This window comes from Kitasatospora fiedleri, from assembly GCF_948472415.1.
In the GTDB taxonomy this organism is placed as follows: Bacteria; Actinomycetota; Actinomycetes; order Streptomycetales; family Streptomycetaceae; genus Kitasatospora; species Kitasatospora fiedleri.
On record NZ_OX419519.1, the window covers coordinates 1,191,245 to 1,213,964 of the forward strand.

At 75.1% G+C, this 22,720-nt stretch carries 25 protein-coding genes, 4 pseudogenes and 1 riboswitch; of the genes and pseudogenes, 17 read left to right on the plus strand and 12 right to left on the minus strand.

The features are described from left to right. Positions 1–12 precede the first annotated feature (12 nt). Positions 13–672 carry a riboflavin synthase gene (locus QMQ26_RS05835; protein ID WP_282204994.1) on the minus strand — a complete coding sequence of 220 codons (660 nt, stop codon included), beginning with the start codon at positions 670–672 and terminating at the stop codon, positions 13–15. 183 nt (positions 673–855) lie between these two features. Further along, positions 856–983: riboswitch (FMN riboswitch) on the minus strand. 254 nt (positions 984–1,237) lie between these two features. Between QMQ26_RS05835 and QMQ26_RS05840 the strand changes: the two genes are divergently transcribed. Continuing rightward, positions 1,238–1,876 carry an MSMEG_1061 family FMN-dependent PPOX-type flavoprotein gene (locus tag QMQ26_RS05840; RefSeq protein WP_282204995.1) on the plus strand — a complete coding sequence of 213 codons (639 nt, stop codon included), beginning with the start codon at positions 1,238–1,240 and terminating at the stop codon, positions 1,874–1,876. Positions 1,877–2,090: 214 nt separating this feature from the next. After that, positions 2,091–3,479: an FAD-dependent oxidoreductase gene (locus tag QMQ26_RS05845; RefSeq protein WP_100835159.1), complete on the plus strand. Its 1,389-nt coding sequence runs from the start codon at positions 2,091–2,093 to the stop codon at positions 3,477–3,479. Positions 3,480–3,629: 150 nt separating this feature from the next. On the opposite strand, the gene QMQ26_RS05850 is transcribed toward QMQ26_RS05845, so the two are convergent. Further along, positions 3,630–4,256, minus strand: coding sequence for an ABATE domain-containing protein (locus tag QMQ26_RS05850; RefSeq protein ID WP_282204996.1), 627 nt, complete (start codon positions 4,254–4,256; stop codon positions 3,630–3,632). A 142-nt stretch (positions 4,257–4,398) separates the two neighbouring features. Between QMQ26_RS05850 and QMQ26_RS05855 the strand changes: the two genes are divergently transcribed. The 5 genes and pseudogenes from QMQ26_RS05855 to QMQ26_RS38685 form a co-directional block, all read left to right on the plus strand. Then, positions 4,399–5,145, plus strand: a complete 747-nt coding sequence (locus QMQ26_RS05855; RefSeq protein ID WP_282204997.1) for a metallophosphoesterase — start codon at positions 4,399–4,401, stop codon at positions 5,143–5,145. Between the two features lie 104 nt (positions 5,146–5,249). After that, positions 5,250–5,414, plus strand: a pseudogene (locus QMQ26_RS38670) (LysE family transporter); the annotation flags it as partial. Continuing rightward, positions 5,387–5,752 carry a hypothetical protein gene (locus QMQ26_RS38675; RefSeq protein ID WP_449768968.1) on the plus strand — a complete coding sequence of 122 codons (366 nt, stop codon included), beginning with the start codon at positions 5,387–5,389 and terminating at the stop codon, positions 5,750–5,752. The pseudogene QMQ26_RS38670 and the gene QMQ26_RS38675, both read left to right, overlap by 28 nt. Before the next feature lie 122 nt (positions 5,753–5,874). After that, positions 5,875–7,266 carry a prealbumin-like fold domain-containing protein gene (locus QMQ26_RS38680; RefSeq protein WP_449768969.1) on the plus strand — a complete coding sequence of 464 codons (1,392 nt, stop codon included), beginning with the start codon at positions 5,875–5,877 and terminating at the stop codon, positions 7,264–7,266. 86 nt (positions 7,267–7,352) lie between these two features. Continuing rightward, a pseudogene (locus tag QMQ26_RS38685) lies at positions 7,353–8,222 on the plus strand (hypothetical protein); the annotation flags it as partial. A gap of 16 nt (positions 8,223–8,238) precedes the next feature. Here the strand turns inward: QMQ26_RS38685 and QMQ26_RS05870 are convergent. Next, positions 8,239–9,624, minus strand: a complete 1,386-nt coding sequence (locus QMQ26_RS05870) for an FtsW/RodA/SpoVE family cell cycle protein (protein WP_282204999.1) — start codon at positions 9,622–9,624, stop codon at positions 8,239–8,241. 154 nt (positions 9,625–9,778) lie between these two features. Here QMQ26_RS05870 and QMQ26_RS05875 point away from each other — a divergent pair, with 154 nt between their 5' ends. Both QMQ26_RS05875 and QMQ26_RS05880 read left to right on the plus strand, forming a co-directional pair. After that, positions 9,779–10,576, plus strand: a complete 798-nt coding sequence (locus QMQ26_RS05875; protein ID WP_282205000.1) for a cytochrome c oxidase assembly protein — start codon at positions 9,779–9,781, stop codon at positions 10,574–10,576. A gap of 40 nt (positions 10,577–10,616) precedes the next feature. After that, positions 10,617–10,766, plus strand: a complete 150-nt coding sequence (locus tag QMQ26_RS05880; RefSeq protein WP_282205001.1) for a hypothetical protein — start codon at positions 10,617–10,619, stop codon at positions 10,764–10,766. Between the two features lie 64 nt (positions 10,767–10,830). On the opposite strand, the gene QMQ26_RS05885 is transcribed toward QMQ26_RS05880, so the two are convergent. From QMQ26_RS05885 to QMQ26_RS05895, 3 genes are all read right to left on the minus strand, one after another. Then, complete coding sequence (locus tag QMQ26_RS05885; protein WP_282205002.1) at positions 10,831–11,484, minus strand: HhH-GDP family DNA glycosylase; 654 nt, start codon at positions 11,482–11,484, stop codon at positions 10,831–10,833. Positions 11,485–11,678: 194 nt separating this feature from the next. Next, complete coding sequence (locus QMQ26_RS05890; protein ID WP_100835166.1) at positions 11,679–12,368, minus strand: HAD family hydrolase; 690 nt, start codon at positions 12,366–12,368, stop codon at positions 11,679–11,681. A 51-nt stretch (positions 12,369–12,419) separates the two neighbouring features. Continuing rightward, positions 12,420–13,793, minus strand: a complete 1,374-nt coding sequence (locus QMQ26_RS05895) for an ADP-ribosylglycohydrolase family protein (RefSeq protein ID WP_282205003.1) — start codon at positions 13,791–13,793, stop codon at positions 12,420–12,422. A 204-nt stretch (positions 13,794–13,997) separates the two neighbouring features. On the opposite strand from QMQ26_RS05895, the gene QMQ26_RS05900 reads away from it, so the two are divergent. Beyond that, positions 13,998–14,204 carry a hypothetical protein gene (locus tag QMQ26_RS05900; RefSeq protein ID WP_282205004.1) on the plus strand — a complete coding sequence of 69 codons (207 nt, stop codon included), beginning with the start codon at positions 13,998–14,000 and terminating at the stop codon, positions 14,202–14,204. Between the two features lie 29 nt (positions 14,205–14,233). Here the strand turns inward: QMQ26_RS05900 and QMQ26_RS05905 are convergent, their stop codons facing one another. The 3 genes from QMQ26_RS05905 to QMQ26_RS05915 all read right to left on the minus strand — a co-directional run bounded on the left by QMQ26_RS05905 (position 14,234) and on the right by QMQ26_RS05915 (position 16,544). Beyond that, complete coding sequence (locus QMQ26_RS05905) at positions 14,234–14,977, minus strand: SOS response-associated peptidase (protein ID WP_282205005.1); 744 nt, start codon at positions 14,975–14,977, stop codon at positions 14,234–14,236. A gap of 83 nt (positions 14,978–15,060) precedes the next feature. After that, positions 15,061–16,032: an aldo/keto reductase gene (locus QMQ26_RS05910; protein ID WP_282205006.1), complete on the minus strand. Its 972-nt coding sequence runs from the start codon at positions 16,030–16,032 to the stop codon at positions 15,061–15,063. A gap of 77 nt (positions 16,033–16,109) precedes the next feature. Then, complete coding sequence (locus QMQ26_RS05915; RefSeq protein ID WP_282205007.1) at positions 16,110–16,544, minus strand: hypothetical protein; 435 nt, start codon at positions 16,542–16,544, stop codon at positions 16,110–16,112. A 111-nt stretch (positions 16,545–16,655) separates the two neighbouring features. Between QMQ26_RS05915 and QMQ26_RS37350 the strand changes: the two genes are divergently transcribed. The 3 genes and pseudogenes from QMQ26_RS37350 to QMQ26_RS05925 form a co-directional block, all read left to right on the plus strand. After that, positions 16,656–16,895 carry a hypothetical protein gene (locus tag QMQ26_RS37350; RefSeq protein WP_318552203.1) on the plus strand — a complete coding sequence of 80 codons (240 nt, stop codon included), beginning with the start codon at positions 16,656–16,658 and terminating at the stop codon, positions 16,893–16,895. Between the two features lie 8 nt (positions 16,896–16,903). Next, positions 16,904–17,332, plus strand: coding sequence for a (2Fe-2S)-binding protein (locus tag QMQ26_RS37355; protein ID WP_318552204.1), 429 nt, complete (start codon positions 16,904–16,906; stop codon positions 17,330–17,332). 221 nt (positions 17,333–17,553) lie between these two features. Beyond that, a pseudogene (locus QMQ26_RS05925) lies at positions 17,554–17,610 on the plus strand (hypothetical protein); the annotation flags it as partial. A 560-nt stretch (positions 17,611–18,170) separates the two neighbouring features. Here QMQ26_RS05925 and QMQ26_RS05930 read toward each other — a convergent pair. Continuing rightward, positions 18,171–18,980: a helical backbone metal receptor gene (locus QMQ26_RS05930; RefSeq protein WP_282205008.1), complete on the minus strand. Its 810-nt coding sequence runs from the start codon at positions 18,978–18,980 to the stop codon at positions 18,171–18,173. Between the two features lie 330 nt (positions 18,981–19,310). On the opposite strand from QMQ26_RS05930, the gene QMQ26_RS05935 reads away from it, so the two are divergent. Together QMQ26_RS05935 and QMQ26_RS05940 are read left to right on the plus strand one after the other, a co-directional pair. Then, complete coding sequence (locus QMQ26_RS05935) at positions 19,311–19,655, plus strand: hypothetical protein (RefSeq protein ID WP_282206438.1); 345 nt, start codon at positions 19,311–19,313, stop codon at positions 19,653–19,655. Continuing rightward, positions 19,652–20,089 (plus strand): MerR family transcriptional regulator, encoded by a 438-nt coding sequence (locus QMQ26_RS05940; RefSeq protein WP_282205009.1) that lies wholly within the window; start codon positions 19,652–19,654, stop codon positions 20,087–20,089. Before QMQ26_RS05935 ends, QMQ26_RS05940 begins: the two co-directional genes overlap by 4 nt. Positions 20,090–20,231: 142 nt before the next feature. Here QMQ26_RS05940 and QMQ26_RS05945 read toward each other — a convergent pair. Together QMQ26_RS05945 and QMQ26_RS05950 are read right to left on the minus strand one after the other, a co-directional pair. Next, positions 20,232–20,303 (minus strand): annotated as a pseudogene (locus QMQ26_RS05945) (hypothetical protein); the annotation flags it as partial. Further along, positions 20,288–21,094, minus strand: coding sequence for a TrmB family transcriptional regulator (locus QMQ26_RS05950; protein WP_282205010.1), 807 nt, complete (start codon positions 21,092–21,094; stop codon positions 20,288–20,290). The gene QMQ26_RS05950 and the pseudogene QMQ26_RS05945, both read right to left, overlap by 16 nt. 529 nt (positions 21,095–21,623) lie before the next feature. On the opposite strand from QMQ26_RS05950, the gene QMQ26_RS05955 reads away from it, so the two are divergent. Then, entirely contained in the window at positions 21,624–21,827 is a 204-nt protein-coding gene (locus QMQ26_RS05955; RefSeq protein ID WP_100835172.1) for a hypothetical protein, read from the plus strand. A 402-nt stretch (positions 21,828–22,229) separates the two neighbouring features. Next, positions 22,230–22,673, plus strand: coding sequence for a chromo domain-containing protein (locus QMQ26_RS05960; protein ID WP_100835173.1), 444 nt, complete (start codon positions 22,230–22,232; stop codon positions 22,671–22,673). Positions 22,674–22,720 lie beyond the last annotated feature (47 nt).

The following is a 22,720-nucleotide window of genomic DNA, read 5'->3' on the forward strand; positions in this document are numbered from 1 at the left end:
CTCCGAACGCGCTCACTTGGAACCCCCCAGGGTCTCGGGCAGGGCACGGGTGTCGAGCAGCCGCTCGACGTACTTGGCGAGCACGTCCACCTCGAGGTTGACGGGGTCGCCGACCGCCTTGGCGCCCAGCGTGGTGAGGGCGAGGGTGGCGGGGATGAGCGAGACGGTGAACGAGTCGAGGGCGGCCTCGACGACGGTGAGGCTCACTCCGTCCACGGTGATCGACCCCTTCTCGACCAGGTAGCGCGAGATCGGCTGCGGCAGGGTGAAACGCAGCACCTCCCAGCGCGGGTTCCCGTCCGGGTCGAGGTCGCCGGGCTCGCGGGAGAGCAGCGTCCCGGTGCCGTCGACGTGCCCCTGCACCAGGTGGCCGCCGAGCCGGGCGCCGAGCGCCATCGCCCGTTCCAGGTTGACCCGGGAGCCGGGGCGCAGCACGCCGAGGCTGGAGCGCAGCAGCGTCTCGCGCATCACGTCGGCGCTGAACTCGCCGGGGAGGTCCGCGAGTTGCTCGTTGTCGTCGAGGACGGTCAGACAGACGCCGTTGACCGCGATGGAGTCGCCGTGCCGGGCGTCGGCCGTGACGACCGGACCGCGCAGGCGGATGCGCGAGGATTCGCCGATCTCCTCGATGGAGACGACCTCGCCGAGCTCTTCGATGATGCCGGTGAACACCCGGGTTCTCCTCGCGCTTGGGGCGCGGACTCCGGGGCGGCTCACGGGAGTTGACTGCGGACGGCACGCCGGACGCGGCTCCCCCGGAGCGCCTGGGCTTCCTCGCCGAGGCACGGGTTCGCTGCCGTCCTGCTGCGCACCCCGGCCCTCGGGTGGGCCGCGGTACTGACACGCCTGGTCCGCCGCGCACGCCTCCCATCCGGACTTTAACCGTCGGTCCAGGAATTTCACCTGGTCAACCGCCCGCTGGCTGCGGACGGGTCGCGGACTGTAACCGCCGGTTCGGATTTTCACCGACCCCGGAGTGCGCTGAACGTCACTGGTACTGCACCCACATTGTTGCACGCGCCGGTGGTCCGGCCGCAAGGACGCGTGCTGTGGCCTGGTTCACGCCGGCGGAGCGGGGCGGGAGGGAATAGGTCCCGGTACGGAGGAATCCCGGCCGGGGAGTTGGGCCCGGAAGTCGGTGCGGGTCGGTGCGGGTCGGTGCGGGTCGGGCCGGGCCCGGGGAGCCGGGTCGACGCCGCCCGTCGGGCGCGCGGTGAGCGGGGGTAGCGTCGGGCGGGTGATCTTCGACGCCCTGGCCGCGGACGCGATCCGCGGACCGGCCCGCCTGCGGGCCCTGTACGAGCAGCCGAGCGCGCTGGTGCGGCGCAAGCAGGTGGACCGCCTGCACGAGGCGGACCGCCGGCTGATCGGCTGCGCCTCGCTGGTGTTCGTCGCCACCGCCGACGCGGACGGCAACTGCGACGCCACGCCGCGCGGCGGCCCGCCCGGCTTCGTCGCGGTGCTGGACGAGCGCACCCTGGCGATCCCGGACGCCACCGGCAACCGGCGGCTGGACACCCTGCACAACGTCGCCGCCACCGGGAAGGCCGGCCTGCTCTTCGTCGTCCCCGGCCGGGCCGCCACCCTGCGGGTCAACGGGCGGGCCTGCGTGAGCGAGGACCCGGAGCTGCTGGCCCGGCTGACGCCGGTGGGCAAGCCGCCGCGCACCGCGATCGTGGTGGCCGCCGACGAGGTGTACGGGCACTGCCCGAAGGCGCTGCTGCGCTCGTCCGCCTGGCGGCCCGAGCGGTGGCTGCCCGCCGACGCGGCGCCCGGTTCGGCCGAGATCACCCTCTCCCACGTGGGCGATCCGGCGCTCACCCTGGAGCAGGTGGTGGCCGCCGAGGAGGAGTCGCTGCGGCTGCGCTACGAGTGATGCGGGGCCCGCGAGGGGGGTTGCGGGAGGGGGGCCGGGAGGGCTTCGCGGCGGGCTGGTGCATGCTGGGAGGCACGGGATCTCCGCATAGGCGGAACTTTGGGGGGCCATAGCTTCGGCTTATGACGACATAAGCCGAAGCCCGGTACCGGGCGCGCCCGCCGGCCGCGAGGCTGGGCGGTACGCGCCCCGAGTCGAACAGGAGTACCTGCCCATGCCCCGCCCCGTCCGGGTGGCCATCGTCGGTTCCGGCCCCGCCGGGATCTACGCCGCCGACGCGCTGCTGAAGTCCGACCTGGCCGCCGCCCCCGGCGTCTCCATCGACCTGATCGAGCGCCTGCCCGCCCCCTTCGGCCTGATCCGCTACGGCGTCGCCCCCGACCACCCCCGGATCAAGGGCATCATCACCGCCCTGCACCAGGTCCTCGACAAGCCCCAGGTCCGCCTGCTCGGCAACGTCGACTACCCCGGCGACCTCTCGCTCGACGAACTGCACCGCTTCTACGACGCGGTGGTCTTCGCCACCGGCGCCGAGGCCGACCGCGACCTGAACATCCCCGGCATCGGGCTGGACGGCTCGTACGGCGCGGCCGACTTCGTCTCCTGGTACGACGGCCACCCCGAAGTCCCGCGCGAGTGGCCGCTGGAGGCCGAGCAGGTCGCCGTCCTCGGCGTCGGCAACGTCGCGCTCGACGTGGCCCGCATCCTGGCCAAGACCGCGGACGAGCTGCTGCCCACCGAGATCCCGCCGAACGTGTACGAGGGCCTGGCCGCGAACCGCGCCGTCGAGGTGCACGTGTTCGGGCGGCGCGGGCCCGCGCAGGCCAAGTTCTCCCCGATGGAGCTGCGCGAACTCGACCACTCCCCCACCATCGAGGTCGTCGTCGACCCCGAGGACATCGACTACGACGAGGGCTCGATCGCCACCCGGCGCGCCAACAAGCAGGCCGACATGGTCGCCTCGACCCTGGAGAACTGGGCGATCCGCGACGTCGGCGACCGGCCGCACCGCATCCACCTGCACTTCTTCGAGAACCCGGTCGAGGTGCTCGGCGCGGACGGCAGGGTCGTCGCGCTGCGCACCGAGCGCACCGAACTCGACGGCACCGGCAACACGGTGGGCACCGGCACCTTCCGCGACTGGCCGGTCCAGGCCGTCTACCGGGCGGTCGGCTACCGCTCCGACGAACTGCCCAAGCTGCCCTTCGACACCCTGACCGCGACCGTCCCGCACCAGGCCGGCCGGGTCCAGGAGAACGGCGCCCACCTGCCCTCCGTCTACGTCACCGGCTGGGTCAAGCGCGGCCCCGTCGGCCTGATCGGCCACACCAAGGGCGACGCCAACGAGACGGTCGCCTGCCTGGTCGCCGACCACGCGGCGGGCCTGCTGCGGCCCGCCGCCGAACCCGCCGAGGACGCCGTCGTCGGCTTCCTGCGCAGCCGCGGCGTCGACTTCACCACCTGGGAGGGCTGGCAGCACCTCGACGCCCACGAGAAGGCCCTCGGCGCGGCGGAGGGCCGCGAGCGGGTCAAGGTCGTCGACCGGGTCGGCATGCTCGACGCCTCCCGCAGCGACCGGGCGGCGGACCGCAACCCGCGGTAGCCGCCGTTTCGACCACGGTGAACGCCCGGCCGGACCGTCCAGGACCACGTCCTGCGGCGCGCCCGGCCGGGCGTTCGCGCGCGACCGCGCGGAAGGCCGCGGGGCCCGGGCCGGTCAGTCCTGCGGAGCCGGTCAGCCCTGCGGGGCCGGTCAGCCCTGCGGGGCGGGGCCGGTGCGTTGGCGGTCGTAGTGCCGGGCGACCCGGGCCCGGTTGCCGCAGGAGGTCTTGCACCACTCCTGGCGGCCGTGGCTCTTGACGAAGTACCGCACGCAGCGCGGCGCCTGGCAGGCCCGCAGCTGTTCCCGCTCGGGCCCGGCCAGGAACTCGATCACCGCGCGGGCCAGCGCGGCGAGCAGCCGGGCGCGGGCGTCCCCGGTGGAGGAGAGCGGACGCATCCGGGCCGGTGACTCCCCCGCGTCCCAGCCGAGTTGCGGGGCGACCGGGTCGAGCGCGGCCGCGGCGTTCAGCCGTTCCAGTGCCCGGTCGGCGGGCATCAGCCGGTGCGCGTCGGCGCGGCTGGCGGGGCCGGGGCTGACGGCCCGGGCGAACAGGGCGCGGGCGGCGCGGCGCAGTTCGAGCATCTCGGTGTGCAGGTCGGCGTCCAGGGCGGGGAGTTCGGCCGGGCCGGTGAAGCGGGTGCCGTGTTCGGCCAGCCAGGCGGCCGCGTCGTCGGCCTCCGCCAGATCGTCCAGCACGCCGCCGTCGCCGTCGTGGCGGATGGTGCCCACCAAGTCCAGTGCGGGCCACCGCTGCCGGGTGCCGCCCTCGTTCGCCATGCCGTCGCTCCTCGTTCGCGCCACCAGGTCACCGGGCCGGTGGGCCGGTGGGCATTCTCCCTTGCCCGGTCGGCCGTTCCTACCCTAGATTCCCTAACGCCAAAGCGAAAGTTATCCGTTAGGACAAGGCCGAGGAGTCCCCATGCCCCTGCTGTTGGCCCAGATCAGCGACCTCCACCTGGACGGCACCGCGCGCGCCACCGAACGCGCCACCCGCGTCGTGCAGCACCTGCGCGGCCTGCCCCGGCCCGTCGACGCGCTGCTGGTCACCGGCGACATCGCCGACCACGGAACGGAGGACGAGTACCGGGAGGCGGCCGAACTGCTGGCGGACACGCCCTTCCCGGTGCTCTGCTGCCCGGGCAACCACGACGCCCGCCCCGCCTACCGCAAGGCCCTGCTCGGCGAGGAGCCGGACACCGCGCCGATCAACCGGGCGCACCTGGTCGGCGGCACCGCGATCCTGATGGTCGACTCGACCGTGCCCGGCCGGGACGAGGGGCTGCTGGAACGGTCGACGCTCGACTGGATCGACACCACCCTGGCCGAACTCCCTTCGGGCACAGCCGCGTTGATCGCCTTCCACCATCCGCCGGTGGCCCTCCACCACCCGATGCCCGACGGGTACTCCCTCCAGCGCCCCGAGGACCTCGCCGCGCTGCTCGACGCCCACCCCGAGGTGGCCGCCGTCCTCACCGGGCACGCGCACACCGCCGCCGCGACCGGCTTCGCCGGACGCCCGCTGCTCGTCGGACCGGCCGTCACCTGGACACTTCAACTCCCCTGGGAGAGTGAGGACTTCGTCGGTCGTGACCAGCCGCCCGGGCTGGCCTACCACGTGCTGGACGACGCCCGCCGGCTCACCACCCACTACCGCGTCGTGCCCTGACGGCCCGCGCCGTGGCCGACCCCCGCGCCGTCGCCGCCTTCCTGGTCGCGCTCCTCCCGCTGATCGCCACTCCCGGCGCGAGCCTCGCGCTGCTGCTGCGGCAGGTGGCCGAGCACGGCCGCCGCCGCGCGGCCCCCGTCGTCCTCGGCACCGTCACCGGCCTGGCCGTCCACGCGGCCCTCGCCGCCGCCGGACTGGCCCGCCTCACCGCGCACCACCCCGGCGCGCTCGCCGCCGTCCGGTGGGCCGGCGGCGCCTACCTGATCGGTCTGGCCGTCCTGACCTGGCGCTCCGCCGACCGCCCGCCGGGGCGCGCCGTCCGCACCGGGCGGGCCCGGTCCCGGTCCAGGCCCTGCTGGCGAACGTCCTCAACCCGAAGGCGGCGTCCATCTACCTCACCCTCGTCCCGCAGTTCCTGGATCCCGGACGTCCGCTGCCCGGCCAGGTGCTCACCCTGGCGGCCGCCCACGCCGCCCTGCTCACCGCCTGGCTGCTCGCCTGGACCGCCCTGCTCGGCCGCGCCGCCCCGCGCCCCGGCCCGCACCGCCGGACCACCCGCGCCACCGCCGCCGTCCTGCTCGCCCTGGGCCTGCACGCCCTGCGCTGAGGCCCCGGCCCGGCGCGCCTCCGTTCGGGCGACCGGCGGTGCGTCGGGGGCGGAGGTGTGCCGTCGGGCCCGGTCGGCGTGCTTCGCTCGGGCGGTCACTGCCCCCGACCGGACGGGTCGTCATGCGCCGACTGCGGTTCCTGCTCGCCACCGCCGCCCTGCTCGCGGCCCTCCCCGGCCGGGCCGGGGCCGCCCCCGATCCGGGGGACCTGCTGGTCACCTACGTCGCCCGGGTCTGCGACAGCTACGACCAGGTGATGGCCAACAAGGCCCGCAACAACGTCCAGGAGTCGCTGCGCGACCTCGGGCCGGACTCCAATTACGCCCGCACCGAGACGGTGGGCGCCGCCAAGGAGGCCGCCGGGACACCGCTGCCGCCCTGCCGCCCGCTGCCGGGCTGGACCTTCTCCACCGGGCGCGGCTTCACCGGCCGCAGCCCCGCCACCCGGAACCTCAGCACCGTCTCCACCCCGCTCCGGCAGGACATCACCACCACCGCGAGCACCCCCGAGCTGGACGCCGCCGGGAACCCCACCGGCCGCACCCTGACCGGCGCGGTCACCGTCGCGCTGACGGCCTCCGAGCGCGCCGCCGCCCAGGTCGGCAACCTGGTCGCCCAGGGGGGCACCAAGGCCGACCCGCTGAACGGCCGCGCGGACACCTACAGCTTCGCCGCGCTGCGCTGCGCCCAGGACGCCGTGAACGGCGACAACGTCGAGTACCTGAGCTACCCGTCCGGTGCCCGGCACGTGTTCTGCTACTACTACGCGGTCACCCCGCCGTCCGGCGCGGGCACCATCACCGTGGTCAAGCAGGTCGCCCCCGGCAGCAACGGCTCGGGGACGTTCCGCTTCGACGGCGACATCTCCTACGCGGACACCAACGGCGACGGCGTCAACGACTTCACGCTGACCGCGAGTTCGGCCAAGCCGGCGTCGATGGACTTCATCCGTGCCGCGACCGGGCCGAACGACCCGCCGTGGACCTTCCAGGAGCAGATCGACCCGGACAGCGGGTGGGCCCCGCCCGGCGCCCCGAGCTGCACCGCCGTGGACGCGGACGGCGGCCCCGGGCGCAGCGCGCTCACCACGGACTCCACCGGCCGGGCCGGCGTCTCGCTGGTCGGCGGGGAGCACGTCACCTGCACCTACACCAACCGGCGGAGGCCGGAAGGTCGCTGCTGGAGAAGGAGACGATCGGCGGCACCGGCACCTTCGACATCGCCCTCACCCCGCCGCCGGGCTCCGACGTCCTGGTCGTCAGCCCCGTCACCACCACCACCGAGGGCGAGCCCGTCACCGTCGCCTCCGCCGCCCACCCGCTGGCCGGCCACTACGCGCTCACCGAGACCGTCCCCGCCCCCGACGGCACCGGCCGCTGGGACACCCCCACCGCGTACTGCAACGGCACCGAGCTGCCCGTCACCACCGGGCCCGCCACCGGCGCCGCGCCGCGCGGCACCTGGAACGCCGGGTACGACCTGCCGACCGACGGCGAGACGCACTGCCTGCTGACCAACCGGTTCGTCCCCGGCGGGCGGATCACCGTCGAGAAGACCACCCTCGGCGGGACCGGCACCTTCGACTACCTGATCACCCCGCACCCCGTCGGCCGCACCGCCGAACCGGAGGACGTCACGCTGCGCGCCAGCGCCACCACCACCGCCGAGAACACCCCGGTGACCGCCGTGCCCGCCGCCGAACAGCTCCGCGTCAGCGACCAGGTCCGCTACACCGTGCAGGAGTTGATGCCGCCGGCGACCGCCGACGGCCGGTGGGAACTGGAGAGCGCCGACTGCGGCCCGAACACCGGCCCGGTCGACCGCGAGCGCGCCGTCACCGACGTCCTCCTCACCGCCGCGGACCCCGCCCCCACCTGCCGGTTCACCAACCGCTTCCACCGGTTCGCCCGGCTCGACGTGGTCAAGCTCACCACCGACGACACCGCCCTGCGCCCGCTCGCCGCCCGCCTGGAACTGCGCTGCACCGGCGACGACGCCCCGACCGCGCTCCGCGTCGAACCCGGCCGCGCCCGCGGCGACCTCCCGCGCCGCACCTTCGCCGCCCCCGCCGCCTGCACCCTGACCGAGCCCGCCACCGGCGGGGCCGACGGCATCGACACCGCGACCGAGGCCGTCCTGCGCACGGACGACGGCGCCGAGCAGGCGATCACCCTGGGGCGCGAGTTCACCGTCCCGGCGGAGCGCACCAGCACGGTGACCGTCACCAACCGGCTGACCCGGCCGTCCCCCTCGCCCTCCCCCTCGCCGTCCCCGTCCGCCTCCGGCTCCCCGTCGCCCTCGCCGTCCGCCGGGCCGTCCTCCCCCGCGCCCACACCGCCCCCGCCGCCCGCCGGGGGCCTCCCGGACACCGGCACCTCCCCGCTCGCCCTGCCGGGCGCGGTCTGCGCCGTCGCCCTGCTCGTCGCGGGAGCGGTCCTGTGGGCGGGCAGCCGCCGGAGCCGGGGCTGACCGGGCGAGCCGGGCGTCAGGGCGGGCCGGGTTCCCGTTCCGCCCGGCCCGCCGCGTCGGAGAGTTTGAGCAGGACGGCGGTGAGCAGCCAGTTCGCGGTGAGGGAGGAGCCGCCGGCGGCGAGGAAGGGGAGGGCCTTGCCGGTGAGCGGGATGAGGCCGGTGACGCCGCCGACGACGACGAAGACCTGGAGGGCGAGGGCGGCGGCCAGGCCGGTGGCGAGGAGTTTGCCGAAGGGGTCGGGCAGGGCGACGGCGGTGCGCAGGGCGCGTTGGACCAGCAGGCCGTAGAGGAGGAGGACGGCCATCGAGCCGGCCAGGCCGAGTTCTTCGCCGATGGTGGTGAAGATGAAGTCGCTGCGCCCGGCGAAGCCGATCAGGAAGGGGCGGCCCCGGCCGAGGCCGGTGCCGAGGACGCCGCCGGTGCCGAGGCCGAAGAGGGCCTGGGCGGGCTGCTGGGAGATCAGCGCCGGGTCGTGGACGGGTTCGTAGACGTCGAGCGGGTGCAGCCAGGCTTCGACCCGGCCGTGCACGTGCGGTTCGAGGTCGCCGACCACGGCCGCGCCGCCGACGGCCATCAGCAGGCCGATGAGCACCCAGCCGGTGCGTTCGGTGGCGGTGTAGAGCATCACCACGAAGACGCCGAAGAAGATCAGCGAGGTGCCGAGGTCCCGTTCGAAGACCAGCACCAGCAGGCTGACCACCCAGATCGCCAGCACCGGCCCGAGGTTGCGGCCGCGCGGCAGGTGCAGGCCCCACGCCTTGCGGCCGGTGAGCGCGAGGGCGTCCCGGTTGGCGGTCAGGTACCCGGCGAAGAAGACCGTGATGGCGACCTTGGCGAACTCGTCCGGTTCGAAGGAGAGTCCGCCGATCCGGACCCACCGCTTGGCGCCGAAGCTGTCGCCGGGGAAGAACGCGGGTGCGGCGAGCAGCACCAGCGCGCCCGTCATGATCAGGTAGACGTACTTCTGGAACAGCCGGTGGTGCCGGACCGCGGCCAGCACGCCGACGGCCAGCAGCGCGGCGATCACCGTCCACCGCACCTGGGCGGGCGCGGCCGGGAGCTTCTGCCAGTCGCCCTTGTCCGGGTGCCAGAGCGCGTAGGAGCGGTCGAGGCGGTCGAGCAGGACGAGTCCGAAGCCGGTGAGCAGGACCGCGAGCGGCAGGATCAGCGGGTCCGCGTACGGGGCCCAGCGGCGGACGGCGAGGTGCAGCAGCAGGGCGAGCGCGCCGAGGCCCGCACCGTAGGGCAGCAGGCCGGGCGGGACGGTGCCGCGCAGGGCCAGACTCGCGGTGGTCCAGCCCGCCAGGCAGACGGCCACCGCGAGGAGCAGCAGGGTGAGTTCGCTGCGGCGGCGGCGCGCGGCGCGGCGGCGGCCGGCGCTGCGCGGGGCGGCGTTCACCCGGGCTCCCCCACTCGTAGATTCTACAGCGGTGTAGATGCTGGAGCCGGGTCCGCGGTCGCGGGCCCGACCCTGCGACGACGCCCGGAACCCCGCCCCGGGTTCCACCGCCGGGCCCCGCCCCCGGCACCGCCGCCCGAAGGAGGCCCCCGGCATGACCCACCCCGCGGCCGTCGCGCCCTGGCACTGGTCGGCGCTGGCCGACACCTGGACGCTCGAACCGGCGGTCACCGCCCTGTCCGTCCTGCTCGCGGCCGGCTACCTGACCGGCGCCCGCCGCCACCGCACCGGCGGCGCCGGCCGCTGGCCCTGGTACCGCACCCTGGCGTTCCTGGGCGGCCTCGCGGTCTGGGTCTGGACCACCTGCTCCGGCCTCGGCGCGTACGAGCGGGTGCTGTTCACCGACCGCGCGGTGCAGTTGGTCCTGCTGCTGATGCTGGTGCCGATGCTGCTCGCCCTGGGCGCGCCCGTCTCGCTGCTGGCCGCCGCCCTCCCGGCGGCGGGCCGCGCCCGGCTGCGGGCCGCGCTGTCCGGCCGGGTCTCCCGGGTGCTGATGTTCCCGCTGGTGTCCACCGTGCTGCTGGTCGCGCCGCCCTGGCTGCTGTACTTCACGCCGCTGTACGCCCGGACGCTGACCGACCCGGCCTGGAACACCGGCTTCCACCTGGTCCCGGTGCTGCTCGGCCTGCTCTACTTCTGGCCGCGCCTGCAACTGGACCCGGTCGCGCACCCGTACCCGCTGATGATCGGCGTGGTGATCACCTTCGTCGAGGTGGTCTTCGACGCGGCCCTCGCCCTGGTGCTGCTGTACGGCGGCCACGTGATCGCCGAGCCGTACTACGCGGGCCTGGCCCGCGACTGGGGCCCACCCTCGCCCGCGACCAGTTCGTCGGCGGCAACGCGATCTGGGTCCTCGGCGACCTGGTCGGCCTGCCCTTCCTGTGCGCGCTGATCCGCCGGCTGATCGTCACCGGCGCGCCGAGGCGGCGGCGGTGGACGCCGCACTGGACGCGGCGGCGGAGGCCCGGGCGGTGGGGTCCTCCTCGGCGGGCGCCGCCCCGGGCGCTCCGGCGAGCGCTGTCGCCGGGGACCGGCCGTGGTGGCTGGACGATCCCAACCTCCGGCACCGCTACGGCGGTTGAGCCCCCGCGCCCCGCGCTGCCGCCCGGCGCCCCGTGCCGCCCCGCGCTGCCGCCCCGGCCCGGGCTACCCGACCGGCTCGCCGGCGTTCAGCACCCGTCCGGCGAACTCCGGGTCGAAGGCGACCCGGACCAGGGCGTCGGCCAGCCGGTGCAGTTCGGCCGGGTCGACCAGGGCGGCCAGCTCGGCCGGGTCGGTCGGGAGCCGGAGCAGTTCGGCACCGGCCAGCACCCGGGCGTCCAGGGCCGGGCGCAGGTGCGGCCAGACCGCCTGCGCGTCGCGGCAGAACGCGGCGGCGCCGGCCGGGCCGATGCCGGGGAAGCGCTGGAGCAGGGCCCTGGTCCGGTCGGGGCGGTGCTGGGCGGCGACGGCGAGCTTGCGCAGGTCGCCGCCGTACTCGTCCTGGGCCAGGCGGGCGCAGTCGTTGAGGCGGGTGGCGGTGCCCTCGGCGAAGTGGCGGTAGTGCCCGGCGATCAGCGCGTCCTTGCAGTGCTGCCGCCCCAACTCCAGGGTGCCGTAGGGCGTTCCGGCCCCGGCGGCGATCAGCGCGGCCGTGCCGGTGACGGCGATCGCGCCCTGGACGCGGGCCGACACCAGGTTGCTCAGCACCAGGAGCTGCCAGAGCGGTTCGGCCCGGTCCGCGAGCACGATGCCCGCCTGTTCCGGGTACGTGCCCCCGGCTGCCTCCACCAGCACCGCCACCCGTCGCCGCGCGTCCATTCCGGCCCTCCCGCCGTTGATTCGCTGACGAACCGCCAGCCGTCGGGCCCGACGGTACGCGGCGGCGGCCCCGACCGGCCCGCAGCCACGCCGCGAACGCCCCGGTTCGGCCCGCGCCCGCGCCACCGGGAAACGGCGGGCGGGCGGGGCGGGGGACGGCGGCGGGACGGGGGACGGTCGGGGCTCCGGGGGTCTCAGCCCAGCAGCGCGGCGACCTCGGCCAGCGAGTGCACCCGCGGCACGGCGCTCTCCTCGCCGCTCGGCTCGCGGTCCAGCCAGATGCCCAGCAGCCCGGCCTCGGTGGCGGCCTGCGCGTCCACGTCCAGGCGGTCGCCGACGTACGCGGCGCGCTCGGGGGCGACACCGAGGGTGCGGCAGGCGAGGTGGAAGATCGCCGGGTCGGGCTTGGCGCAGCCCGCCTCGGCGGAGGCGGTGGTGTGCGGGACGAGCACGTCGAGGCCGACGGCGCGCAGCTTGCGCCGCTGAATGTCGCCCTCCCCGTTGGTGATCACGCCCGTCCGCCGTGACGCGCCCAACTCCCTTACCGCGCGCGGCACTTCCGGGTAGGCCCGCCAGGAGCGCTCGTAGCGCCGCAGGTAACCGGCGAACCAGGCGTCGGCCCGCTCGGCCGGCCACTCCCCCAGCCCGAGGTGCGCGGCCAGCCCGACGGCCCGGTTGCGGCGCTGCTGGTGGACGGTCGACTCGCCCGCCAGGTAGCGGTCGTACTCGACTCGTTCGAGGCGGCGCCAGAACCGCAGCACCTCGTCCCGGTCGAACTCCCGCCCGGACAGCTCCGCCGCGACCCCGGCCAGCACGGCCGCCTCGGCCGCCCCCTCGTGGTCCAGCAGCGTGCCGTCGAGGTCGAACAGCACCGCTTCGATCACCGCCCGCCTCCCGTCCTCGCCCGTTTCACCCTACCGGCCGCTGACGTGCCGTCACCACCCGGCCACCGGGCGCTCACCTCGCGGTACCGGGCGCCCCGTCCCCGGCTCGGACTCCGGTTCCGGTTCCGGTTCCGGTTCCAGCTCCAGCTCCAGCTCCAGCTCCAGCTCCAGCTCCAGGAGGACGTCGAGCAGGCGCGCGGGGCCGGACCGGTGGGCCGGGTGGGCCTCGGTGCGGGCGGCGCGCGGGTACCAGTGGCCGTCCGGGGCGGGGGCGAAGTCCAGGGCCCAGAGTTCGTGTCCGGTGTCGGCGCGGTGCAGGTGCAGGGTGCCGTCGGCGGTGTGGGTGAGCCAGCGGGGGGTGCGCAGTCCGGCCCGGTAGCGGTGCCACTGCCGGTCGGACCAGCGCAGCTCGGGGACGGGGTGGGGGCGCGGCAGGCGCATCGGCGTCAGGTGGCCGGGGGCGGGGCGGACACCGCCGGGGGTGGGGAACGCCCAGCCCGGCAGCGGTTCGCGGGCGGCCAGCCAGGGCCCGGGGATGCCCCCGGTGCCGGTCCGGGCGGCGACCACGCCGCCGGTGATCGCGGCCACCGTGTCGACGTCCCCGCCCGCGTCGATCGCCGCCCGGAGCGCCGACGGGTAGTCGGTGAGCCAGTGGGCGGCGCACCACAGCGCGTAGGGGACGGTGTCGGCGGCGCTGGTGCGGCTGCCGTTGCCGAGCACGGCGGCGGCCGCCCGCGGGTCGGAGCGGTCGGTCAGCCCGGCCGCCTCCAGGACGCCCCGCCGCACGGCGCCGTGCGGGGTCAGGTCGGCGACCTCGCGCAGCAGGCGCTCCGGCGTGGTCGCCGCGGTGCGGGCCCGGACGGCGAGGGCGGCGGCGACGGCCACCGCGATCGCGCCGTCCACGGCCTGCGGGTGGGTGTGGGTGATCACGGCGGTGTCGGCGGCCGGGCGGACGGCGGCGGCCGGGTCCTCCGCGTACCAGGCGCCCAGCGGGGCCACCCGCATGGCCGCGCCGTTGCCGAACGAGCCCTGGCCGTCGAAGAGTTCGGCCGCCAGGCGGCGGGCGTCGCCGCCCTCCCGGACCAGCCGGAGCATCCGGTTGGCGGCCGGCCCGTAGCCGCGGTCGAAGTCGTGCCGGCGGGCGAAGGCGTGGGTGAGGTCGAAGCTGTCGATCGCGCCGCGCTCGCACTGGGCGGCGTACACCGAGCAGGCCATCTCGGTGTCGTCGGTCCACGGCCACGGGCCGGGCGGTGCGGTGCGGGCGTCCAGGTGCGCGCGGGCGACGGCCGGGACGAAGAACTGGGCCCCGAGCGCGTCGCCGACGGACAGGCCCTGGAGCGCGTCGAACGCGGGGCCGCCGTGCGGGAACGGGCTGTGCGGGGAGGTGTCGGGCGGGAACGAGCCGCGCGGGGAGGTGTCGGTCATACGTGTTCCACCGAACCGTGCGGGCGGGGCGGGTGTCAAGCCCCGTCCCGTGGCGGCCCGGTGGCTCGGCGGCTCAGTGCCTCAGCGGCTCAGCGGCTCAGCGGCTCGGCGGAAAGGTCGGGCCGCCGGTCGCGCGTCGCCCGGCCGGGGCGGCGGTGGCCTGGGACGATCGGACGGTACGTTCCGGAACGGAAGGTGGACCCCATGGTCGGCGCGGTTCTGATCGTCGTCCTGCTGCTCGTGCTCGGCGGCTGCACCTGCGTGGTGTGGGCCGCGCGCGGCGGCCCCGACTGGGTGCGGGCCGTCGCCCGGGTCACCCTCGGCGTGGGCAGGATGATCCGCCGGACCGAGCGCAACCGGCGGCGCTACGGCCTCACCAGCGGCCGGTCCGGTACCAGCAACGGGGACTGACCCGGGCGCCGGCGGCTCCCGGCGGGGCGTCAGTCGGACAGGCCCAGCGGGTCCGGGGTGCCGGTGAGCAGCTCGGGCCCGTTCGCGGAGACCCGGTTGACGGCGGTCGGCACCGCCCGGACCAGGATGTCGCCGTCGGCGGGGCGGTGCAGCAGGTCGTGCAGGTCGGCCGGGTCGGTGTTGGCCGGGTCGAGCCAGCCGGCCAGGTCGTCCCGGTCGATGATCAGCGGCATCCGGTCGTGCACCCGGCCGGCCCGGTCGGTGGCGTCCGTGGTCAGGATGGTCGTCGTGGCCAGCCAGGCCGCCGGGTTGTCCTCGGGCAGGCTCGCGTCCCGCCAGAACTCGTACAGCCCGGCCATCAGCATCAGCCCGCCGGTGGACAGGAAGTAGGGCTGCTTGTACGCCTTGCGGCCGTCGGCGGCGGGCACCGGGCGCCACTCGTAGTACCCGTCGGCCGGGATCACGCAGCGGCGCTTCGCGAAGGCCCGGCGGAACGAGGGCTTCTGGTCGACGGTCTCCGAGCGGGCGTTGATCAGCCGGGCCGCGCCCGACCGGTCCTTCGCCCAGGACGGCACCAACCCCCAGCGCAGCGTCCGCAGTTGGCGGACCACCTCGCCGGTCTCGGCGTCCACCCGCTCCAGCACGGCGGAGACCGGCTGGGTCGGGGCCACGTTCCAGTTCGGCGCCGGGGCCTCGGTCGGGTCCCAGCTCGCCACGTCGAGCAGGGGGACCAGGTCGGCGGGATCGGTGGTGGAGACGAAACGACCGCACATGCGTCCCACCCTGCCACCGAACCCCGACAACCGCACGCGTCGGCGCCGGGCGCCGGGCGCCGGGGGCGCCTCACGGGAGTACCTCAGGAGTAGAAGTTGCGCTCCCAGCGGTGCCCGGCCAGCACCTTCAGCTGCCGCTCGTCCAGCGGCACCCCGTCGGCCACCGCCGCGTTGCGCTCCACGTTGCGCACCGTGCGCATGCCGGGGATCACCGTCGACACGGCGGGCGCGCTGAGCACGAACCGCAGCGCCGTCTCGGCGAGCCGGTCCGGCTCGATGCCCAGGTCGGCGGTGATCGCCGCGATCCGCCGGGCCACCTGCGCGGGCCGGTCGTCGCGGAAGTACCGGCGCCGGAAGTCGCCCTCCGGGAAGGTGGCGTCGGCGGTGATCCGGCCGGTCAGCCCGCCCTCGTCCAGCGCGACCCGGACGATCACCCCGACGCCGTGCTCCTCGCAGGCCGGGAACAGCTCGTCCAGCGGCGACTGGTCGAACACGTTGAAGATCACCTGCACCGCGTCCACCTCCCCGCTGCGCACCAACTCGACGGCGCTGTGCGGCTCGTGGTCGTTGATCGAGACGCCGAACAGGCCGATCAGGCCCTCCCGCTTCAGCTCCCGCACGGTCTCCAGCCAGTCGCCCCGGCCCAGCCACTCGTCGCTCCACACGTGGAACTGGAGCAGGTCGAACCGCTCCAGCCCGCCGGCCGCCAACGAGGTCTCCAGGCTCTGCCGGATGTGCGCCCCCGGGAAGGTCTCCGCCGGGTCCACCCCGGCGCGGGCCGGCCACTGCCCGTTCAGCGGCGGCACCTTGGTCGCCACCCGCACCTGCTCGCCGTTGGCCGCCCGCTCCCGCACCACCCGGCCGACCAGCCGCTCGCTCTCCCCGTACCCCCGGGCCGTGTCGACGAAGTTCACCCCCAGGTCGACCGCCCGGTGCAGCGCCGCCAGCGAGTCCTCCTCGCGGGCGCCCACCCAGCTGGACGCCCCGATCCCCCACGCCCCGTAACCGACCTCCGAGACCTGCACACCGCTGCGCCCGAGCTCGCGGTACCGCATCCGTTCTCTCCCTCACCGGTGAACCGACCGTTCCGGGACGGGACCCTAGGCGGCGGGGCCGGGCGGACGCCAGGGGGTTACCCGGACTGCTGGGTGCCGTTCGTCGGCGCGGGTGCCTGCTGCGGCTGGTACTGGTGCTGGTGGATGCCGCCGTGGACCTTGCCCTGGATCGTGATGCCGCTGAACGTGCCGCCGTTGATCACGTTGTGCAGGGTGTCGCCGCTCAGCGCGGCCTCGGCCTGGCGGTGCCAGCGCTCCAGCGCGGGGCCGAACTCCGGTTCCAGCGCGGCGCGGACGGCCAGCGCGCTGTTCAGCCGTCCGGCCAGTTCGGTGTTCTGCGGGTCGCGCTCCAGCGCCGCCAGCTCGGCCTCGCCGCTGCTGACCGAGGCGGCCGCCGCGTGCTGGAACGGCCGACGGACCAGTGCGGTCAGCCCGTTCCAGCACTGCTTGCCGAGCTCCCCGCCCGCGCCCCCGGCCAGTGCCGCCAGCAGTCCCAGCGAAATCGGGTCCATCGGCCCGCCCCCTCCCTCGATCTGCCGCCCGCGTCGGGCGGCTTGCCACACTACACTCCGCGATGTGCCCCTCACCTGCGATTCGCCGACGTCGTCCCGGCCGTCCCGACCGTGACGGCCACCGATCCGCGCGCCGCGCTCGGCCCGTACTTCGCCGTCCGCGCCGACGCGTCCCCGCCGCCCGGGTTCCGTCCGTTGCCCGAACTGTCCGCGGCGGACGGCCCGTTGGCGGCGCGGATCGCCGAGGTGGGCCGGGTGCTGGGGACGGGCGAGCCGCGGGTGGCGGCGTCGACGGCGCACCTGGGGCTGGCGGCGCGGCTCTGGTCGGTGGCGCTCGGGGGCGGCTGGTGACGGGGCGGGTGCCGGAGCTGGACGGGGCGTGGTTCGCGCTGCCGCCGCAGGGGCCGTTCGACCTGTGGCTGCCGTCCGCGCCCGGCCGGGAGGCCACCGCCGCGGCGCTGGAGGCGACGGTGCTGACGGGCCGACTGGCACCGCTCGCGGGAGCCGTGCGCGCCGTCACCCCGCTCGCCCCGGGCCTGCTCGCGGGCAACGCCGCCTCCGCGCTGGTCGGTGCGGCCCGCCAGGCGGCGACCGTTCCGGCCTTCCGCGCCCCGGCCGCCGCGCTGGCCCGCGCCCTGCTGGCCCGCCCGGCGCTCGCGTCCACCGGGACGGTCTCCCCGCCCGGGCGTCCGCTCGCCTTCCGCCGGGCCTCGTGCTGCCTGTACTACCGCACCCCGTCCGGCGGCCTGTGCGGCGACTGCGTGTTCACCCGGGCGCCCCGCCGCTGAGCCGCGCTCCGGGCGGCCGGGGTCGTGAACCCGGGACCGGCGGGTAGCAGGCAGGGTGAGGGCAGTGGGCGGCGCATCGCACGAGGGGGGGCGGGGCAGTGGCGGGGGAACTGGCGGGGGAAGCAGCGGGGGAACTGGCCGGGGCAGGGGCGGCGGAGCCGGGCGGCAACCGGCGCGGTCGGCGCGCGAAGGAGGAGATCCTCGACGCGACGGCCCGCGTGATGGCCCTGCGGGGCTACGCCGCCACCACCATCTCGACCATCACCGCCGAGACCGGGCTGCCCCGCAGCGCGATCTACCACCACTTCCGGTCCAAGGGCGGCCTGCTCTCCGCCGTGATGGCCCGTGGCGCCCGCGACTTCTTCGCCGCCATGCGCACCGCCCACCGCGATCCCCCCGAGGGCGGCAGCCACCGCGAGCGGATGGCCTGGTACCTGGACCGGACCGCCGAAGTCCTCGCCGCCCAACCCGACTTCATGCGGCTGCACTTCCTGCTGCTGCTGAGCGACGAGGCCACCGAGGCCGAGGTCGCGGAGATGAACCGGCGGGTGCGCGACGAGGCCCGCGCCCACATCCGGGCGATGATCTCCGCCGTCTTCGCCGACCGGGGCCCGAGACCGCCCGGGCGGTCGCCGAGGAACTCGACCACTTCACCCTCGCCGGCTTCGACGGCGCCTTCCTCACCTCCCAGGCCGACCCGGAACGCACCGTCGCCACCCAGACGGCCCGCCTCGCCGACGCCCTCGTCGCCCTCGGCGAGGCGACCGCTGCCCGATACAAGGGGCTTTCCCGACAGCCGAGTTGACCACCCGCCGGGACGGTCGGGGCGTTCGGGCGGTCAGTGGCGGCGGCGGTCGGCGAGCTGGGCGGCGAGGACGGTCGGGGCCTGGGCGAGCGAGGGGCCGTACCAGGTGAGGTGGCGGCCGTCGAGGAGGGCGTACGGGAGGCCCGGGAAGGCGTCCGGCCCGTCGGTGGCGGTGAAGCGGTAGGGCTCGTCCGGCAGGAGGAGCAACTCGGGCTCCAGGGCGTGGAGTTCGGCGAGCGGGAGGCGCGGGTAGCGGTCGGGGGCGCCGGGGCCGTCGGGGCGATCGGGGCCGTCGGCCGGGAGCAGGTCGACGCCGAGGCGGCGGAGCAGGTCGGCGGCGAAGGTGTCCCGGCCGAGGACCATCCAGGGGCGGCGCCAGATCGGGGCGACGGCCCGCACGGTGCGGGCGGGCGGCTCGAAGGACCATGCCTGTCGGGCGGTCACCAGCCAGTCGGGGCAGGGGAGTTGGAGGACGTCCACGAGCAGCCGGTGGAGCGAGGCGAGGGCCTGGTCGAGGTCGCGGACGCGGGTGGTCCACACCGGGAGTCCGGCGGCGCGCAGCGCGGCCAGGTCGGGGGCGCGGTTCTCCTCCTCGTTGGCGATCACCAGGTCGGGGCGGAGCGCGCAGATCGCCTCCACCGAGGGGTTCTTGGTGCCGCCGATCCGGGCGACGTCCAGCCCGGCGGGGTGGGTGCACCAGTCGGTGGCGCCGACCAGCAGGCCGGGGGCGCTGACGGCGACGGCCTCGGTGAGCGAGGGGACGAGGGAGACCACCCGCCGGAGCCCGGGCGGCAGCCGTACGTCGTCGCCCTCGTCGTCCGTCAACCGCCGCGCCGCGTCCATGTGGGACACGCTACTGAATTCGGCGGCCAATGACGTATTTTTCACGAATTCGGAATGGCCGGGTGCCCGAATTTTCCCGACATCACGCCGGAATCGGATTCGACCGCCGCCACTACCGCGCGGAGATGCCCGCGAACCCCGGGTGTACGGAACGGGAACAGGCAGGGCGCATTTCCGGTTCGGGGCCACGGTTGGGGGCCACGGTTCGGTCCCGCGATTCGGGGCCGACCGCTGCGCGGTCGCCCGGGCAACGGTTGCATCCGGTAACCGGGTACGGGTTTACCGTCGAAGACGTCCCCGGCCGGGGGCCTGGTGACGGGAGTGAGCGAGATGAGCGGGATGGGTGGTCCGGACTGGGTGCCGGCCTCGTGCACGCTGCCCGTGGCGGAGCGGCCGCTGCGGGTGGCGGAGTGGGACGCGCTGTTCGCCGAACGACTGGAGCGGGTCTCGCGGCCGGAGCCGTTGCGGCTGCGCCTGGTGCTGCGCGGGGGCGAGGGCGTCGAGGAGCGGGTGCGGGAGCTGGCCGTGCGGGAGGGCGGCTGCTGCTCGTTCTTCGCCTTCGACGTCGCGGCCGACCGGGGCGCGGTGGTGCTCGGCATAGCGGTCGGCGCGGCGCACGCGGCGATCCTGGCGGCGCTGGAGCGCCGGGTGACGGCGGCCGGGAGGGCGCGGTGAGCGGGCAGTTGCGGACCGCGCAGGTCGCCCGGGCGGCCGGGGTGAACGCCCGGACCCTGCGCTCCTACGAGCGCCGCGGCCTGCTGCCGGAGCCCGACCGCTCCCCGGGCGGCCACCGCCGTGACGACGGGCGGGCCGTGACCGCACTGCGGGTCGCCAAGGCCGCCCAGCGCCTCGGCTTCCCCCTGGAGGAGGCCGCCGAGTTGCTGGAGACCGGCCGCCACCGCCACGGCCGTCCCGTTCCCGGGCTCCAGGAGCGCACCCGGTGCAAGCCGGCCGAGGTCGAGCGGAGGATCGCCGACCTGGCCGCCGCCCGCGGAGTCCTCACCGCGGCCCTCGACGCCGGCTGTGACGACCTCACCCGGTGGGCCAGGACCCCGGGCCGCCCCGTTCCCTTCACCGGCCCCGCCGCGACGGACGACGTGCCCCGGTAGTACACCGGTAGTGCCCCGGGGCAGCCGCTCCGGGGCGGCCGCCGCGGGGTCAGAGCCAGTCGTTCCGGACGGCCTGGGCACCCGCCTGGAAGCGGCTCTCGGCGCCCAGCCGGTTCATCAGGTCCTGCATCATCCGGCGCACCGTCCGCAGGGACAGGCCCAGCTTGCGGCCGGCGGACTCGTCGGTGTGGCCTTGGCTCAGCAGTTCCAGCAGGGCGCGCTCGGACCCGGTGAGGTCCTGGCCGTCACGGGGGTGGGCTGCCCGAAGTCGGTTCCGCTGCGCCAGAGTTCGTCGAACAGCGCGCACAGCGGCTGGATCAGCGCCGCCCCGTGCAGCTCCAGTGCGCCGCGGCGGCCGTCGCTGGGGTCGATCGGCACCAGGGCGATGCTGCGGTCGACGATCACCAGCCGGATCGGCAGCAGCGGCACGGTGCGCGTCAGACCGCCCAACTCGGCCAGCCACCGGGCATATCGCAGGGTGTCGGGGTCGTTGCGGAAGCTGTCCTGGAAGATGCTGCGAATGACCACTCCGCGTTCCAGCGCCAGCTGATTGGGGTGCTTGCCGGCCTGGATGGAATCGGGACGAACTGCTCCCCCCCGCATCAGGGAGAGGCATTCCCGGGTCGCGGTCGCCGCGAGTTCCTCCAGGCGGTCGCGGACGGCATCGAGGGATTCCAGCCGCAGGACCTGCTCGTCGTCGGGCCGCCGGTCGACGTACTCGGCGGAGAGGGCCGCGATCTCGGACCGGGCGCTCTCCAACTGCTGCTGTCGGAACAGCAGTTGGTTCTGATTGCGGGCGAGTAGCCTGGTCAGCCCGACCTCCGGGCTGACGGCCCGTAGCGCGTGGGCGCCGCCCGCGGGCCGAAGCAGCGTCAGTTCCAGCAGCTCGTCCAGTGCTTCGCGCACCTGCGCCTCCGTCAGGCGCAGGCTCGTGGCGATCCGCTCGACCCCCGCGTCCGGCTCGGCCAGCAGGGCCCTGTAGACACCCTCCGTCAGGGCGTTCAATCCCAGTACTTGCAACACCGCGACACCCTCCCCGTATCGATGATCATCATCGGTGCACGGCGGCCGGGGACGCAATGCTTTCGCAGGCGAAATGATCTGGCACTTAGATGCCGAGTGACTTGATGCCACTTCTGTAGTCGTGACATCGCCTTCCGTAGGCGGCAAGCTCTTCCTCGTCAGCGGAAAACGCCGCAAAAACCGGGACGAGTTCCGCGAACCACTCACTGACACAGCAACCACTCACGGGTACAGCATGGGTACGAAACAGGAGAGAACAGTCGTGGCTCACTCGATACGCATCGTATGCACCGGTCTGATCGCCGCATTCACCGTCGGTCTGGTCTTCGTCGCCGCGGACGGCCTCGCGGCCGATCACTCGGACGTCCGACACTCCGTCACCGCCTCGGGCTTCGACTGGGATTCCGCTCCTGCTTCACCCCCCGCACAGAGTTGACCGGACCTCGTGCAGTTGGTCGCGGTGACTCTCGTCCGTTCCGATCCGGCGCCCTCGCAACTGACGGCTGAAGCGGTGACCGACCTGATCTGGGTCCACAGCCGGCACGAAGACCGAGTGGAACACATCCGCACCCGCGTCGACCTCAACTGCTACCGCATCGCCGCCGCGATCATCGCGGACACCCCGGACGCGGCGACCACGAACCTGCGCCACGTCTGCGAACGCGCTCTGCAGCAAGCGCCGGCCCTGCGCGGCTGGTGCCTCGCCCTCACCTGAGCCTCCGCCGAGAGCTCGACCGGGGCCTCCACCGAGGGCCCCACCGAGGGCCCTACCGAGGGCCCCGCCCAGACTTCCACGCAGACCTCCAGGGACCGAGCCCGCGGCTCTCCCGGCCGCACGAGGCCGTCCCGCCCGGAGGTCGAGCACCACCTGCCCGCCGCCGCCGTCCGAACTCCTCGGTCCAGCCCGGCACATGACGTCCAGTCGGGAAGAGACGACCCCGACCGCGACAGCCCCCGATGGCCGACGCAGCGGTCGTCACAGGCTCCTCGGCCCCGCCCGCCGGTCTCCGCACGCCCTGAGCGGCCCGGCCCGTCCCCGGCGGAACCCGCTCCGGCGCCCCGGCGACGGCCGAGACACCTCCTCCCTTCCCCTTTCCCGAAAAGAAGGCTCCTCGCCATGCGCATCCTCGCCAAGATCGCCACCGCCGCGGCCGTCGCCGTGCCGCTGCTCGTCGCCATCCCCGGAGCGGCCAACGCCGCGGCCACCCCGTCCGGTTGTTCCAGCGTCACCCAGATCGGCAGCACCGCCTACCTCAACGTCGGCGGGCAGACGATGGCGTCGGTGAAGCAGTACAAGGGCTGCGGGAAGAACTACTCCTACCTGTACGTGTGGGAGGGCTACCGCAACACCCACAGCAGCTGGGACGTGTGCACGGCCATCGTCACCGGCGGCGGGCACGACGTCCAGGACCCCCGGTGCGGCCACAACTCCGTGGAGCTGTGGTCCTTCGGCGCCGCGACCCTGGCGGAGTGCACCCAGGGCCTGGGCTGGACGGGCTACGGCCCCATCCCCTACCCCAGCGACGGCGACATCGCGGTCAAGACCGACGTCCGCTGCTGACCGTCCCACCCACGGCGACCGCCGTGGCACCGGCTCCCGGAACACCG

Excerpts from the sequence above, each read along its gene's own strand:
- QMQ26_RS05845 (WP_100835159.1), top strand. The coding sequence starts at position 2,091 with ATGCCCCGCCCCGTCCGGGTGGCCATCGTCGGTTCCGGCCCCGCCGGG.
- QMQ26_RS05850 (WP_282204996.1), bottom strand. The coding sequence starts at position 4,256 with ATGGCGAACGAGGGCGGCACCCGGCAGCGGTGGCCCGCACTGGACTTG.
- QMQ26_RS05855 (WP_282204997.1), top strand. The coding sequence starts at position 4,399 with ATGCCCCTGCTGTTGGCCCAGATCAGCGACCTCCACCTGGACGGCACC.
- QMQ26_RS38680 (WP_449768969.1), top strand. The coding sequence starts at position 5,875 with ATGCGCCGACTGCGGTTCCTGCTCGCCACCGCCGCCCTGCTCGCGGCC.
- QMQ26_RS05875 (WP_282205000.1), top strand. The coding sequence starts at position 9,779 with ATGACCCACCCCGCGGCCGTCGCGCCCTGGCACTGGTCGGCGCTGGCC.
- QMQ26_RS05885 (WP_282205002.1), bottom strand. The coding sequence starts at position 11,484 with ATGGACGCGCGGCGACGGGTGGCGGTGCTGGTGGAGGCAGCCGGGGGC.
- QMQ26_RS05895 (WP_282205003.1), bottom strand. The coding sequence starts at position 13,793 with ATGACCGACACCTCCCCGCGCGGCTCGTTCCCGCCCGACACCTCCCCG.
- QMQ26_RS05900 (WP_282205004.1), top strand. The coding sequence starts at position 13,998 with ATGGTCGGCGCGGTTCTGATCGTCGTCCTGCTGCTCGTGCTCGGCGGC.
- QMQ26_RS05905 (WP_282205005.1), bottom strand. The coding sequence starts at position 14,977 with ATGTGCGGTCGTTTCGTCTCCACCACCGATCCCGCCGACCTGGTCCCC.
- QMQ26_RS05910 (WP_282205006.1), bottom strand. The coding sequence starts at position 16,032 with ATGCGGTACCGCGAGCTCGGGCGCAGCGGTGTGCAGGTCTCGGAGGTC.
- QMQ26_RS05915 (WP_282205007.1), bottom strand. The coding sequence starts at position 16,544 with ATGGACCCGATTTCGCTGGGACTGCTGGCGGCACTGGCCGGGGGCGCG.
- QMQ26_RS05930 (WP_282205008.1), bottom strand. The coding sequence starts at position 18,980 with ATGGACGCGGCGCGGCGGTTGACGGACGACGAGGGCGACGACGTACGG.
- QMQ26_RS05935 (WP_282206438.1), top strand. The coding sequence starts at position 19,311 with ATGAGCGGGATGGGTGGTCCGGACTGGGTGCCGGCCTCGTGCACGCTG.
- QMQ26_RS05960 (WP_100835173.1), top strand. The coding sequence starts at position 22,230 with ATGCGCATCCTCGCCAAGATCGCCACCGCCGCGGCCGTCGCCGTGCCG.